The 14456-nt window shown below is 57.2% G+C and carries 10 protein-coding genes and 1 pseudogene; 7 read left to right on the forward strand and 4 right to left on the reverse strand.

The genetic code is table 11. The features are described 5' to 3' along the window. Nucleotides 1-24 precede the first annotated feature (24 nt). Together lplT and aas are read right to left on the reverse strand one after the other, a co-directional pair. Nucleotides 25-1209, reverse strand: a complete 1185-nt coding sequence (gene lplT, locus ACJ8HA_RS19195; protein WP_142591611.1) for a lysophospholipid transporter LplT — start codon at nt 1207-1209, stop codon at nt 25-27. Then, nucleotides 1209-3362, reverse strand: a complete 2154-nt coding sequence (aas, locus tag ACJ8HA_RS19200; RefSeq protein ID WP_442515450.1) for a bifunctional acyl-ACP--phospholipid O-acyltransferase/long-chain-fatty-acid--ACP ligase — start codon at nt 3360-3362, stop codon at nt 1209-1211. The genes lplT and aas overlap by 1 nt, the downstream gene beginning before the upstream one ends. 929 nt (nt 3363-4291) lie before the next feature. On the opposite strand from aas, the gene ACJ8HA_RS19205 reads away from it, so the two are divergent. The 4 genes from ACJ8HA_RS19205 to ACJ8HA_RS19220 all read left to right on the forward strand — a co-directional run bounded on the left by ACJ8HA_RS19205 (nt 4292) and on the right by ACJ8HA_RS19220 (nt 8804). Next, nucleotides 4292-4981, forward strand: coding sequence for a hypothetical protein (locus ACJ8HA_RS19205; protein WP_346421319.1), 690 nt, complete (start codon nt 4292-4294; stop codon nt 4979-4981). A 112-nt stretch (nt 4982-5093) separates the two neighbouring features. Beyond that, entirely contained in the window at nt 5094-5804 is a 711-nt protein-coding gene (locus ACJ8HA_RS19210; RefSeq protein ID WP_167324571.1) for a fimbria/pilus periplasmic chaperone, read from the forward strand. Between the two features lie 8 nt (nt 5805-5812). Further along, nucleotides 5813-8224, forward strand: coding sequence for a fimbria/pilus outer membrane usher protein (locus tag ACJ8HA_RS19215; protein WP_442515451.1), 2412 nt, complete (start codon nt 5813-5815; stop codon nt 8222-8224). Between the two features lie 25 nt (nt 8225-8249). Then, a complete protein-coding gene (locus ACJ8HA_RS19220) occupies nt 8250-8804 on the forward strand; it encodes a hypothetical protein (RefSeq protein WP_025304075.1) in 555 nt (184 codons plus the stop codon). On the opposite strand, the gene ACJ8HA_RS19225 is transcribed toward ACJ8HA_RS19220, so the two are convergent. Beyond that, on the reverse strand, nt 8776-11058 hold the full coding sequence (locus tag ACJ8HA_RS19225) for a molybdopterin guanine dinucleotide-containing S/N-oxide reductase (protein WP_043139815.1): 2283 nt from the start codon (nt 11056-11058) through the stop codon (nt 8776-8778). The genes ACJ8HA_RS19220 and ACJ8HA_RS19225 overlap by 29 nt on opposite strands. A gap of 220 nt (nt 11059-11278) precedes the next feature. Between ACJ8HA_RS19225 and galR the strand changes: the two genes are divergently transcribed. From galR to ACJ8HA_RS19240, 3 genes and pseudogenes are all read left to right on the forward strand, one after another. Then, nucleotides 11279-12298 carry an HTH-type transcriptional regulator GalR gene (gene galR / locus ACJ8HA_RS19230; RefSeq protein ID WP_028127674.1) on the forward strand — a complete coding sequence of 340 codons (1020 nt, stop codon included), beginning with the start codon at nt 11279-11281 and terminating at the stop codon, nt 12296-12298. A gap of 158 nt (nt 12299-12456) precedes the next feature. Continuing rightward, nucleotides 12457-12800 (forward strand): annotated as a pseudogene (locus ACJ8HA_RS19235) (type II toxin-antitoxin system RelE/ParE family toxin). 5 nt (nt 12801-12805) lie between these two features. Continuing rightward, the gene (locus tag ACJ8HA_RS19240; protein WP_025304078.1) at nt 12806-13108 is read left to right on the forward strand and encodes a helix-turn-helix domain-containing protein; all 303 of its coding nucleotides are present in this window, start codon (nt 12806-12808) and stop codon (nt 13106-13108) included. A gap of 27 nt (nt 13109-13135) precedes the next feature. Here ACJ8HA_RS19240 and lysA read toward each other — a convergent pair whose 3' ends face one another. Then, nucleotides 13136-14398 carry a diaminopimelate decarboxylase gene (gene lysA, locus ACJ8HA_RS19245; RefSeq protein ID WP_406903699.1) on the reverse strand — a complete coding sequence of 421 codons (1263 nt, stop codon included), beginning with the start codon at nt 14396-14398 and terminating at the stop codon, nt 13136-13138. Nucleotides 14399-14456: the final 58 nt, after the last annotated feature.

Raw genomic sequence — 14456 nt, forward strand, 5'->3', positions numbered from 1 at the left:
GGCGCAGCCAGGCTGCGCCCCGTTTCACCGCCGCTGTGACCACCACAACGCGCAAATCGCCAGCGCAAACACCACGCCAAACCCTACGCCGACGCCCACTACCGGCACGCCCAGCTTCACGACCAAAGAATACAGGCCCAGCATCAGCAACATGGCGGCGTTTTCACCCAGGTTTTGCACCGCGATCGCATTGCCGGCGCCGACCGAATGTTTGCCCCGCTCCTGCAGCAACGCATTGAGCGGTACGACGAAGAAGCCTCCCAGTATGCCGATGATCGCCAGCAAGACGTAGGCATTGAGCATGGTCGTTTGCAGCGCAAATACCGCGACCGCGACGCCGATTAGGATCCCGGCCGGCATACAGCGTTTCACCGTCTTCAGCGTGACGAAGCGCGCGGCGGCACCCGCGCCCACCACGATGCCGACGGCCACCATGGCGTTCAGCAGCGTCGGCGTGGCGTTATCGGCGATACCCAGCGCCACCGGCACCCATAGCACCAGCAGAAAACGCAGCGTCACGCCGGCCCCCCAAAACAGGCTGGTGCCGATCAGGGAGAAACGCGTCTGCCCATCGCGCCACAGCGTAACGCAGGCGGTAAAGAAACTGTTCGTCATGGCCCGCGGCCGCCATGAAGCCCCCGGGCGCGCCGCCGCCAGACGCGGAATATACAGGTTGGCGACCACGGCCCCCGCGTAAACCAAGGCGCAGGCCGCCAGCGCCGCGACCACATGCCAGTCCGCCAGAATACCGCCGGCCACCGAACCGGTCAGAATGGCCGCGATGGTCGAGGCCTCGATCAGGCCGTTAGCCTTGACCAGTTTCTCGCCGCTGGTGATCTCGCCCAGAATGCCGTATTTGGCCGGTGAATATGCGGCGGCCCCCACGCCGACCAGGCTGTAACCCAGGAACGGGTTCCCCCCAAAACAGATCACCAACGCTCCCGCCAATTTTAGGGCGTTGGCGAACATCATCACCCGCCCTTTGGCAAAGCTGTCGGCGATCTGCCCGACGAATGGAGCCAGAATGATATAGGTGGCGACAAAGGCCATCTGCAGGATCGGCTGGCTCCAGTCTGGATACAGCTGCTGCTTGATCAACGCCAGCGTGGCGAACAGCAACGCATTGTCGCCGAACGCCGAGAGGAACTGTGCGCTGATCACTGCGATCATGCCGCGTGACAACAAAGGGGACTCGGTCGAAGGATTCATCAGGCACTCTCCGGCTGTTCGGCCATATGACGCAGGGTGACGAAATCGGGTTTGCCGCTGCCGAGCACCGGCAGCGTTTTCAGCAGGCGAATATCGCGCGGCACCGCCAGCTCCGGGCTGCCCAGTTCGCGCGCCACCCGCAGCAATGCCTCGCGGGTAATAGCGGGATCGGTGGTGAACAGCACCAACGCCTCCCCCTTGCTGCTGTCGCCTTTGACCGTGGCGGCATGCAGTTTTTCCGGCGACAGCCGTTGCGCCAGCAGTTCGACGCTCTCCAGCGACACCATCTCACCCGCCAGCTTGGCGAAGCGTTTCACGCGGCCGCGAATGGTGCAGTAACCCTGCTCATCCAGGCTGACGATATCACCGGTGTCATACCAGCCCGGCTGCAGTACACCATTCGCATCTTCCGCCGCCGGCGGCTCCAGTTCGCCGGGGCGCTCAACCCGCAGATAGCCTTTCATGATATTCGGCCCCCTCAGCTGCAGACGGCCGCCGTTATCAATACCCGGCACCGCGATCAGGCGCGCCTCCATCTGCGGCATGATGCGGCCGACGGTGCCCACCTTGGTCGCCAGCGGCACATTGATCGAGACCACCGGCGCGCACTCGGTCACGCCATAGCCTTCCAGAATGCGGATGCCGTATTTGTCCTGATAGATCTGTTTGGTGCTGTCCGCCAGTTTCTCCGCGCCGGCCACGACATAGCGCAGGCGGGCAAAATCATACGGATGCGCGAAGCGCGCATAGTTGTTAAGGAAGGTCGCCGTGCCGAACAGCACCGTGCAGTTACGGTCATACACCAGCTCCGGCACCACGCGATAGTGCAGCGGGCTGGGGTAGAGGAAAATGCGGCTGCCGGTGATCAGCGGCGTAAGCAGCCCCACCGTCAGGCCGAACGAGTGGAACAGCGGCAGCGACGACATGAAGCGGTCGCGCGGCGTGAAATCGGCGATGGTGCGGATTTGTTCTACGTTGGCCAGCAGACTGGCGTGCGAATGCACCACGCCCTTGGGGTGGCCTTCAGATCCAGACGTGAACAGGATCAGCGCCGCGTCCTCCGGGCGTTGCGGCAACGCCGCGCGTTGCGGCTGCAGCAAGTGACGCAGGATCCACAGCTTATCCGCCAGCGTGACGGTGTCTTTCAGATCTTCCAGATACATCCAGTTAGCCTGCGGCATCTGTTCCGGCAGGTGGGTCAGCTTGCCCTTCTCCAGAAACTGGCGCGAGGTGACGATGGTCTTGATGCCGGCGGCCGTCATCGCGCTGTTCAGGCCCTTGGCGCCGGCGGTGTAGTTGAGCATCGCCGGAATGCGATTGCGCAGCGAAGCGCCGAAGATCGCCGCCGCGGTGATAGTGGCGTTCGGCAACAGCAGCCCGACGTGTTCCCCTTCGGCGGTAAAGCGTTGCAGAATGCGGCTGACACCCAGCGATTTTTTGATCAGCGTCTGGTAGCTGTCTTCTTTGAAAGCGATGTCTTCGATACACGGTTTTCGGCGCCCATAGCGGTGCTGCGCCGCCAGCAAGGCATGGAACAGCGTCTGCGGTTCGCGCGTGTCCATCCGCGCCCGCATCATAATCTGCATCAGCCGATCGCCCGCCAACGCCCGGCGATCGCGCGCACGCGGCGCCTCCGGCATCGGCAGCGTGGTCGGCGGCAAGATGCGAATGTTGATTTGCGGGAACCAGCGGATCTTGAACACCCCAGCCATACGGCCGAACGGGCTGAATTCGGGGCCGTCGATCCGCACCGGCACCACGGTGGCGCCCGATTTGGCGGCGATAAACGCCGCGCCGTCGTAGATTTTCATCAGCGCGCCGGTCACGGTGATGCGCCCTTCAGGGAACACCACGATCGGCCGTCCCTGTTCGACCATCCGCACCAGCTGCTTGATGGCCATCGGCTTGGTAGGATCGAGCGAGACAAAATCGATGTAAGGCCGCAGCCAGCGCATAAACCAGCTCTCGCCGATGCTGGCGTAAACCGCAAACACCGGTTTTATCGGCAGGAATAGCGCCAACAGCACGCCGTCGAGGAAAGAGACGTGGTTCGGCGTAATCAGTAATTTTTGCCGCTCGAAGTGCTGGACGTCCCCTTCGACCCGAACCCGAAACAACAGGCGAAACAGCGCGCGCAGCAGTGAAAAGATCATGCCCTTCTCCCTTGACCATGGAGGCGTAAATCGTTGTAGGGAAAAGAATACTATATGGCAGGCAAAAAAAAACCTACGCATCCGCGTAGGTTGGTGCAATTGAAAATGGCTTCAACATACAGAGTATGCTGATTTCTCACCAATCAATACCTCTGGGATCACCTACTCTAGAGAGATGTCGTGCAGGAAACTACCGCCGAATCGCAAGAGTTCTGCTCCAAATGCAACCAGCTGTAAATTTCCCGCGTTCTGTTGTAATAACTCAATGAAACTTAAATAATCCTCACGACGGAAAGATCAATAATGATGCGTCATCCGCAGGAAGCGAGTGAGGGGAGCAAAAAGACCATGCGCATATGCAGGTAAGTGCAGCACATGAGGGTTCGGCCTAATCGAGACTGAAGCAGATCCTTTAATCCCTCTTGTATCATCCACGCTAAAGAAATCAATTACGAAAACTATTCTCAAACGCAAGAGCCAAGTTAGACGTGATATCCAACGTGTCATTTTGATCAACGTATGCAATGCGTTTTCTTGATTTTCAAGCACGGTAACAATAAAAAGACAAAGTCAAAAAGCGCTAGCTAACAACAGAGCCACCTCCAGACCTTGCTGTTATCGTGATCTCCCGGAAAAAGTGCGCGCCGAGGATAATTAATTATTAATAATTAAAAAAACCGCAAGCAATAAAACCTATGCACTAACAACCAAACAGAATTAATAATTAAAATTGAATAATAAAAACCAATCAATCAGAATATAAATCTATTTTGATGTAAATTTTTAGCAGAATATTGCAAGAATTGAGATTGAAAAATAAAATAACCCTGCATTGAATCGCTAGTAAAAAATTGCGACATCCTTGCTTTATATTTTCAAGCAATACGACTTGTATTTATTTAGTGGCATATTCTCAGAAGGAGACCTGAATGAAGAAATATTTATTTTTAGCCCTGCTACCTCTGTCGTGCACGAGCGTACTGGCCGCAAAAACAGCCAGTACGTCTGTAGATTTCTCCGGAGAAATTTACAATAACACCAGCTGCAGTATTGCTGCCAACACCAATAGCATTGATCTTGGCCGCCATTCCAGCGAAGCTTTTGATAAAGTAAATCCTGTCCAGTTGGAAGGCAACGGCATGGGCAGCATCCCGTTCACCGTAAACTGCACGGCACCGACCAGCATGGGCATTGAAGTTACCAGCGCCAGCGGCGATGCCGATTATCAATATATGGACAGAAGCTTCACCGCATCGCTGGCAAAAGACGCCAGCAATAAAGATATCGCCGTGCTGGGCCTTGCACTGTCAGATATCGCTATGGATGGTGAAACCGTGCGTGCGGCGCTGATTCCTGAAGGCGATGCTATTTTTGATTTGACCAATGTAACTGACGGTGCAGATCACGAACAGGCTATGTTCTCTGTTGCCTCAGGTAATCGCTTTGCGGTCACATCAGATGCTAATTACGACAACATGGCGATCGGTCAGAACCTGAGCGGCACATTCAACTACCGTTCATTCCTTACCCCGCTTAGCTACATTGATGATAAAAGCATCCAAATGCAAGACAGCATTGCATTGCAAGCTTCTGTGAATCTTTCGGTTCACTACCTGTAATCACCAGGTGGGGACACTTCGCTGCCCCCACTTATTTCAGCCTCTTTGTTTGGCAAAATACCTTAACGTCCTTTGACTAGAGTTCGTTATTCTCCGCTATTCAGGAAATAAAATGAAAGGTCTCATCCATTATCTCACCGCAATATTTATATTGCTTACTCCATTTTATGGCCAAGCAACCATTAAACTGGAAAAAATAAGCCTCTTGGTCAATCAAGAGAAAGGAGAGACAACGGTAAGAGTCGATAATATCGGTAATTATCCTGTATTGCTATTCTCATCCGTTGTTAAAAATGCATTAAGCAAGCAAGGAGAAGATCCCTTATTCATTCTTTCTCCGCCAGCCGCGCGTATTGATCCGGGTAAATCTCAGCTGGTACGCGTCATGCTTGCCGATCCCCCGGGACTTGATAAAACCCGTCAGCAAATGCGCCATATCTATTTCCAGGAAATTCCCGATATGGGAGAAAAAAGCAACCAGCTTAAGGTGAATACTCGGCATCGGGTCGTCGCTATCGCCACACCCTCCGCGCTGGTGGAAAACAAATCTCCCTGGCAAACCTTGCATTGGCAACAAAATGGGCATTCTATACAAGTCAAAAATCTCAGCCCTTACGTTATCAGGTTAGCCCCTTCCATCACCGTACAACCCAGTAACCAGCAGTTTGTTTTAGAACAACCTTATTTGCTGCCTGGGCAAACGATCGGTACACGTAAGAGCGATAGGCTTACCAGCCCCCCCTCCCGTTTGCACTTCACGCCAATCAGTAACACGGGGCGCGCCATACCCGATATCACGGTCAACCTTGCCCCAATCCAGTGAGGCAGCCTTTGAAATTGCATATACCGCTACGTCTGCTGGCGTTTTGTCTGCCTATAGGCTATGCCTCGACCAGCCTGGCTGACTACGATATTGAAATGATGCGCGCACTTGGATTACCCAGTGAGATTGCTGATTACTTTTCCTCTGGAGCGAAATTCCCCGCAGGAAAACAAGCGTTATTCATCAACGTCAACGGACAAAATCATGGACGGCATGAAGTCAACATAGACAAACAAGGCGAATGGCAATACGACGCTGAACTCGTAGAAAGCCTGGGATTACACCCCTGCAAGCTCAACACTCAGGCAGAAATGCTGATGAGCCAATGTTATCAAGGCAGCCGCATCGACAATGAAACCGGTAATAATCAATTGATTTTGCTGTTGCCCGAGCGCTATATCCGTCGACAACCGGCGGACTATGAATTTGGCGGCCATGCCCTGATGCTGAATTATACCGCGAGCCGATTCGACAGCCAAACTCACAGCAGTGATTATGCGGCGTTGGAAACCGGCTTCAACAGCAACAATTGGCTGTTTCGCCATAATGGTACCTATAACAAGTCAGAACGACATCAGGGGTACACGCCTTATAATAGTTATCTGCAGCGGACATTGACGGATCACGACGCCATGATGCGTTTGGGACGAGCGACGTTATCAGATTCGCTTTACAGCGGCATTACCTTAGATGGCCTGCAATGGCTGCCTGACTCGTCGCTGTCATTGAGTCAACGCAGTGATGTGCCGGTAGTCGAAGGTATCGCCGAGAGCCAAGCCAAGGTTGAGATTTTTCAGAATGGCAGATTAGTTTACGCCACGCAGGTGCAACCGGGCACTTTCCGCCTGACTGATATCCCTGCGCAGTTCGACGCAGTCGATTTGTCCGTCACCGTCACGGAAAGCAACGGTAGCCGCAAACAATTCATCGTCCCTTATCTGACGAGCTCAGGACGCTCTACTCCCCGCCAGGGCAGTTACTCCCTTGCTCTCGGGCGCACTCACAGCCTGGCAAAAAGCACAGAAATGCCTTTCATCACTGGCTCATTCTCTTTGCCATGGCTCAACCACCACCAGGTGAGAGGGGGAAGTTTCCTCAGCCGCGATTATCGCGGCATCGCCGCCGGTTATAGCGTTGCCAATAGCGATTATCGTTTTACAGCCTTGAGCCACGTGGCGCAGTCGTCAAGCGGAAAGGGCACGAAGCTGCAGCTGAATAGCGCATTGCCCCTGATAAAAAACCTTAAGCTGAACGCCGGTTACAGCATCCAGTCAGAGCGATACCGCTCGCCCACACAGCTCCGTTCTCCGCGTAAAGATGACGGCGAAGGAACTTATTGGCCTGTATCGCACGGTGAGTCATCTTCACACCAACGTCAAAGCTACAGCCTGGGCCTAGGCTGGCACCATAAATACATCGGAAATCTATCTTTAGGCGTTACACGCGCTGAAGGCGGAGATAAGCAACAAAATCAACGAGTCTACGCCTTCTGGAACCGTCAATTTGGCGCAGCCACCGTTGGCATTAGCCTGGAAAAAGAGCGCAGCCGCGAGGTTCGCGATAACGATACCAGGGTGTTCGCCACCCTTTCATTACCGCTGGGAAAAAACCGACGTTATAGCGCCAATATGATAAGCAACGGAAGAAATCGTAGCATCAGCAATTCGCTTTCCGGCCAAGCGTTGAATGGCGATCTGGCTTATGGATTCAATGCAACACAGGACACCCAATCCAACAACGGCACCTACTCAGGCAATGTGAACTATTTGAGTCCGTTCACAACGCTTTCCGGCAGCTATAGCCATCTGTCAGAAAATCAGCAGGCATTTTACTACAGTGCCTCTGGCTCCCTGGTGGCAGACAGTAGCGGGCTAACGCTCTCACCACAGAAAATCGGCGATACCTTCGGCGTCTTGTCGATACCGGGCCTCGCCGGAGTCAGCGTGTCTACGCCAGGCGGCAAGGTGAAAACCTATGGCAAGCAAGGTAAGGCGGTCATCCCAAGGCTGCGTGAGTATCAACCAAGCCTGATTAACGTAGACACAAGCACCTTACCTCCCGGTGCCGATATCGATAACGGCGTGCGCAAGATCAATCTGGCACGTGGCAGCGTTAAACATATCAATATCGATGCCATTAATACATTGCGGGCCATTGTCCAGATTAGCTATGCAGACGGCACCAGACCCGCTATCGGCAGCATGATTTTGGATGAACAACAACGAGTGGTCGCTTTTACCAATGATCAGGGCGCAGCCTTCATTGAACATCAGAAAGCGCACCACGCGAAGAACGATGCGTCCTCACAACGCTTCAGCATGAAAAACTCGTCGGGACAGGCATGTTATTTCGCAATTGCTGCAGACACCTCTTCCCGCAATCGTGCCGGCATCAGCCACTCCGAAGCCGTGTGTCGCTAAACGTTCATCGATATCAGGAGAACACATGAAAGTGATTTATTATGGGTTGGCAGCCATAGCCATCAGTTTTGGGGCTAACGCTAACTGCACGCTAACGACCACACAAAACAGCATTTATCTGGGGGAGCACAATATTGGGACACTGTCTCAGCAATCCACTCTGCTGCACAGCGCCCCATTGCAGTATCGGTTGACTTGCGATGAGCCCGTGCAGTTGCAGGGGTTCACTCTGCGGGAGAATAGAAACCTGGCAGAAGGAGGCGGCGCAACCGATGCTTCTAGCTATCTCAGCCTCACGGTTGATGAATTACGCAACGATGATGGTGAGCCCCTTTCCTTTTCACTCGCCCCCGGGCAACCACGCCAAAGACATCTACCCAACTATCGTTTATCCGTCGATCGGGAAGCATTACACATCCTTGTACCGGATAACGAGGTTGGGCAACACTTCACACTGTCATTAACAGTCTCCAGTTTCGCCGCGGCCGCGACACAACTGCGTCAGCAGCAACGCGATAACATCCCGCTGTCGACCCAATTGCTGGTCAGTGCTAACTATCTTGATCCCGACGTTCGGTGAATGCGCTGACCTCCACCAGACAGCTCATGGCGTTCGGCCCCTGCGTCAGCGGCGAGGTGCCGATATCGAGCGTCAGCACGTTCGGGTTGCCCGCCTGCTCGACCGGCCGGCGCTGCGCGTCGTAACCCGGCTCGAACCAGGCGCCGGTCGCCATCAGCACCACGCCGCGCGTCACGCCATCGGTGAGCGATACCCCCGCCAGACAGCTGCCGCGTGCGTTGCTAACCAGCACTTCGGCGCCGTCCGCCACGCCGCGCGGCGCCGCATCGTCCGGATGCATGTACAAGGTTTCGCGCCCGGCAGTCTTGTTGCCCTGCGCCAGCGGCGCCGGATCCATCTGGCTATGCAGGCGATCGCTCGGTTGAATGGAGATCAGGTGCAGCGGCCAGTTTTTGGCCTGCGGCGCGCCCAGCCACTCCACCGGCGGCCGCCACTGCGGATGCGGCGCGAAATCTTCGTAGCGATAGCCGGCGATCCGCTCGCTGAACAGCTCTATCTTGCCGCTGGACGTTTGCAGCGGGTTAGCCTGCGGATCGGCGCGGAACGCCTCAAAAAAGACGAACTCTTTGGCCGGCGCGGGCAGTTCGACATAGCCCCGGCGCCAGAAATCCTCAAACTCGGGCCAGGCGACGCCGGCGCGCTGCTGCGCTGCGCCGCATTGCCGGTAGATAGCTTCGATCCAAGCCCGCTCGTCGCGATTCTCGGTAAAGCGCTCACGATAGCCGAGACGCTCCGCCAGATCGGCGAAAATATCGAAATCGTTGCGCGCCTGATGCTGCGGCGCAATGGCCTGATGCATCGCCAACACGTAGCGATCGCGCGACGAGCCGCCTATGTCGTTACGCTCCAGCGAACTGGTGACCGGCAGCACGATGTCCGCCATTTTGGCCGCCGCCGTCCACCAGATATCTTGAACGATCACCGTGTCCGGCTTCTGCCACCCCTCCACCAGCCGATTCAACTGCTGATGATGATGGAACGGGTTGCCGCCGGCCCAGTGCACCAAATGGATATCCGGATAATGCCGCGTCTCGCCGCAAAATTGATAGGCTTCGCCGGGGTGCAACAGCATGTCGCAGATGCGCGCCACCGGGATCGCCAGCCCGGCCGGGTTTTCGCCTACCGGCATGGTCGGCGCGGGGGTATCCACGCGCGGGTTGCCGACGCCGTTCATCGAGCCGTGGCCGAACGAGAAACCGCCGCCCGGCAGCCCCACCTGGCCCAGCATCGCCGACAGCGCGATCATCATCCAATACGGTTGCTCCCCCCGATGTGCGCGTTGCACGGAGTAGGAGCAGGTGATGAAACTGCGCACGCCGATCAGTTGCCGCGCCAGCAGCGCAATACGCGCCGCCGGAATGCCGGTAATGGCGCTGGCCCAGTCGGGGGTTTTCGCCACGCCGTCACCGGCGCCGTTCAGGTAATCCGCCAGCTGTTGATAGCCCACGCAGTGGCTGTGCAGGAAGGCTTCATCCTGCGCGCCCAGCCGCTGGATTTCATAAGCCAGCGCCAGCATCAGCGCCACGTCGGTATTCGGCCGGATCGGGATCCATTCCGCGTTGACGAACGCGGGGCAGTCGTCGCGCATCGGGCTAATGTTGATCACCGGCGTGCCCTTATGCGCCAGCTTTTGCAGCCAGGGTTTGAGCGCATGTTCCGCCGCGCCGCCGGAAGAGACCTGAGCGTTTTTCAGCGCCAGCCCGCCAAACGCCACAAACAACTCACAATGCTCCACCACGCTCGGCCAACTGGTGACGCGCCCGGTCAAGGGCGAGAAAGTGCCGATCACATACGGCAGAAAGAACTGCGCCGCGCCCCAGCTGTAGTTGCCCTGCTGATCGACCCCGCCGCCGCCGCCGAAGTAGAACCGCCGCACCAGCGAGCGTGCATGGTGCAGCCGCCCGGCCGACGACCAGCCATAAGAACCGGTAAACAACCCGGAGGCGCCGTAACGATCGCGCACCCGGCGATTCTCTTCCGCCACCAAATCGAGCGCTAACTCCCAGCCCACCTCGACGAAATCTTCCCTGCCGCGCAGCGTACGGTCGCTGCCCTCGCGCTTTTGCAGCCACGAGCGGCGCACCGCCGGTTTGCGAATGCGTTTGTCGGAGTAGACCATCGGGACGATGGAATCGAGCAGCGGCGAAGGGTCGGGATCGTCGACGAAGGGTTCACAACGGATAAGCCGACCGTCTTCAACCACGGCGGTATAAGCGCCCCAATGGGCGAGCTGCGGATAGCGTTTAATGGACATGGCATTCTCGGCGCAAATCGGAATGCACAGACGTTACCTCAGCCCGGCGCCAGTGCCAACGTACAAATTGCGCTATCGTTCGGTCGTCGATGGTTATGCGTACAGACTCGAAGAGATTCTGCAACGGCCGCCACAAGTTGCGCACGAGACCGCTTGCAGCCCCGGTTTTTTTCCGCAAAACTGGGGGATGTAAGCGATTACCCAGGATGTGTTGACTGATATGGCTACGATAAAGGATGTTGCCAGGCTGGCGGGTGTTTCCGTGGCCACGGTATCCCGCGTGATAAACAATTCCCCCAAGGCCAGCGAAGGGTCGCGCACCGCGGTGCTGGCCGCCATGGAACAACTGCAGTATCACCCTAACGCCAACGCACGAGCGCTGGCGCAGCAATCCACCGAGACGCTGGGCCTGATCGTCTCCGACGTTTCCGATCCCTTCTTCGGCGCAATGGTCAAAGCGGTCGAGCAGGTGGCCTACGCCACCCATAATTTTCTGCTGATTGGCAACGGTTACCACGACGCCGAAAAAGAGCGCCAGGCGATTGAACAGCTGGTGCGGCACCGCTGCGAAGCGCTGGTGGTGCACGCCAAAAGGCTGAGCGATCAGGAACTTTGCGGCTGGATGCAACAGATCCCGGGCATGGTGCTGATCAACCGCACGCTGCCGGGCTTCGAAACACGCTGCGTGGCGCTCGACGATCGCTACGGCGCCTGGCTGGCGACCCGTCATCTGATCCAGCAAGGGCATCAGCGCATCGCCATCATCTGCTCCACCCACCAGATTTCCGACGCCACCGACCGGCTGCAGGGCTATCTCGACGCGCTGCGGGAACACGGTATCGCGGTGGATGAAAAGCTGATCGCCTATGGCGAACCGGACGAGATCGGCGGCGAACAGGCGATGACCGAGTTGCTCGGCCGCGGCCGTTCGTTCTCCGCCATTACCTGCTACAACGATCCGATGGCCGCCGGCGCGCTGTCGGTGCTGAGCGATAACAGCGTCGACGTACCGGGGGAAATTTCGCTGATCGGTTTCGACGACGTGTTGATTTCGCGCTACCTGCGCCCACGCCTGACCACCATTCGCTACCCTATCGTCGCGATGGCCACCCAGGCGGCAGAGCTGGCCCTGGCGCTGGCCAACCGGCAACCGCTGCCGGAAATCACCAACATGTTCAGCCCGACGCTGGTGCGCCGCCACTCGGTCGCCACCCTCAACAACGCGCACGAACAGCCGTAATGACATCGCTGCATGGGTGAGCAGTCACCCATGCGTTCATATTGCGTAGCCCGCCGCATTTCCCGCTTTTGGATTTTTTCCGCTCCCTGCGTTCGTGCATATTGTTCGAACAATAACCTTTACACTATATAGCATAAAAGCTATATTCTGAGCGCATCATGTGGCAAGTGGTGACCGTCGAACGGTTCGACGACTGGTTTTTAGCGCTGAACAACGCCCAGCAAACCAGCATCCTGCGGCGATCTTCAAATTACAGACGTTCGGCCCGCAGTTGGCGCGGCCGCACGCCGATACGCTGCATTTTTCCGACGCGGCCCGGCAGTTGAAGGAGCTGCGCGTTCAACATCGCGGGCGCCCTTTCAGAGTGTTTTTCGCCTTTGACCCACAGCGGCAAGCGGTATTGCTGTGCGGCGGCGATAAAACTGGCGACCAACGCTTTTACCAGCGCATGTTGCCCATCGCCGCCATGGAGTTTTCACATTATCTGGCAACCCGGAGGTAGTGCAGATGGCCAAACCTTTATCCCAACTGATCGATAAACTCGATCCCGCCGTCGTTGCCGCAGCCAGGCAAAAAGCGGACAAGGAAATTTTCGAGCTGCGGCTGGCAATGCTGAGGGAAGAGCTGGCGGTCTCTCAGGTTGAATTGGCGAAGCGGCTCGGCATCAGCCAACCCTCCGTCGCCAATTTGGAAAAGCGCGGCAGCGAAATAAAGCTGTCGTCGCTCAAACGCTATATCGAGGCGATGGGCGGCACGCTGTCGCTGGATGTGCAATTGCCCAATGGCCAGCACCGCCGCATGACGCTGTAAAGCGGGCGCCAGGCGCCCGCCCGCTGATCAGATAAGCTCCAGCGCGATCAGTTCTTCGATGGTTTGGCGGCGGCGGATCAAACGCGGCTCGCCGTTTTCGAACAGCACTTCAGGCAACAGCGGGCGGCTGTTGTAGTTGGAGGACATCGACGCGCCGTAGGCACCGGTGTCGTGGAACACCAGATAATCGCCGATCTGGACCGGCGGCAGTTCGCGGGTTTCCACGCCGCCGCCCGCCTGCTGGGTGAAGACGTCGCCGGATTCGCACAGCGGCCCGGCGATCACCGTTTCGCGCAGCGGTTGCCCCGTGGTCGCGCGCCCATCGGCCGGCAACAGTGAAATATGGTGATAGCTGCCGTACATTGCCGGGCGCATCAGATCGTTAAAACCGGCGTCCACCAGCACGAAGTGGCGGCTGCCCATGTCTTTCACCGCCCGCACCTCGGCCACCAAGACGCCCGCTTCCGCCATCAGGAAACGCCCGGGTTCAATCTCCAGCTGCACCGGATGCCCCAGATGCGCGGCGATGCGTTCACGCGCCCGGTTCCACAAACCGAAATAGTGTTCGGTATCGATCGCCTCTTCGCCGTACTGATACGGGATAGACAGGCCGCCGCCGGCGGAAATGGCGCTGATGTCATGACCGAGATCGATCACCTGCTGCACCATCGCATCGCAGACCCGCTCCAGATGCTGATAATCGACGCCGGAACCGATATGCATGTGTACGCCGATCAGTTTCAGGCCGTAGCGGCGGATCTTCTCCACCGCCTGCGGCAGATCGGCATACCAGATGCCGTGCTTGCTGTTCTCGCCGCCGGTGTTGGTTTTCTGGCTGTGGCCGTGGCCAAACCCCGGGTTAATGCGCAGCCACACCGGATGCCCTGCGGAAACCTGGCCGAGCTGATCCAACATATCGATGGAACCGGCGTTGACCGGGATCTTTAATTCGCTGACGCGCGCCAGCGTGGCATGATCCAACACGTCCGCGGTAAACACGATCTCACTCGGTTCGCCGCCCGGCTGAAAACCGGCCTGCAGCGCCCGTTCGATCTCACCCAGCGACACCGAATCCACCTTCACGCCCTGCTCGCGCATCAAACGCAAAATATGAATATTCGAACAGGCCTTCTGTGCGAAACGAATGGTGTCGAAGTGGCGCAGCTGAGCGATGCGCTGGCTGATGATGTCCGCATCATAGGCCCAGACCGGGCAACCGAAACGCGGCGGCAAGGCCAACAGGTTAGCGGCATTCAACGCGGTGGAGGTGTCGTGCAACGGGCGAGGCATGGCGATATTCCCAATTCGAAAATGACGGCAGATAGAGCCATAGTGCCGCACGCTGAAT

Source organism: Serratia sp. CY33802, from assembly GCF_052169095.1.
Lineage (GTDB): Bacteria > Pseudomonadota > Gammaproteobacteria > Enterobacterales > Enterobacteriaceae > Serratia > Serratia bockelmannii.

What these genes read in the sequence shown, in the direction of transcription:
- lplT (WP_142591611.1), bottom strand. Translation starts at nt 1,209, where the DNA reads ATGAATCCTTCGACCGAGTCCCCTTTGTTGTCACGCGGCATGATCGCA.
- ACJ8HA_RS19240 (WP_025304078.1), top strand. Translation starts at nt 12,806, where the DNA reads ATGGCCAAACCTTTATCCCAACTGATCGATAAACTCGATCCCGCCGTC.
- galR (WP_028127674.1), top strand. Translation starts at nt 11,279, where the DNA reads ATGGCTACGATAAAGGATGTTGCCAGGCTGGCGGGTGTTTCCGTGGCC.
- aas (WP_442515450.1), bottom strand. Translation starts at nt 3,362, where the DNA reads ATGATCTTTTCACTGCTGCGCGCGCTGTTTCGCCTGTTGTTTCGGGTT.
- ACJ8HA_RS19205 (WP_346421319.1), top strand. Translation starts at nt 4,292, where the DNA reads ATGAAGAAATATTTATTTTTAGCCCTGCTACCTCTGTCGTGCACGAGC.
- ACJ8HA_RS19225 (WP_043139815.1), bottom strand. Translation starts at nt 11,058, where the DNA reads ATGTCCATTAAACGCTATCCGCAGCTCGCCCATTGGGGCGCTTATACC.
- ACJ8HA_RS19210 (WP_167324571.1), top strand. Translation starts at nt 5,094, where the DNA reads ATGAAAGGTCTCATCCATTATCTCACCGCAATATTTATATTGCTTACT.
- lysA (WP_406903699.1), bottom strand. Translation starts at nt 14,398, where the DNA reads ATGCCTCGCCCGTTGCACGACACCTCCACCGCGTTGAATGCCGCTAAC.
- ACJ8HA_RS19220 (WP_025304075.1), top strand. Translation starts at nt 8,250, where the DNA reads ATGAAAGTGATTTATTATGGGTTGGCAGCCATAGCCATCAGTTTTGGG.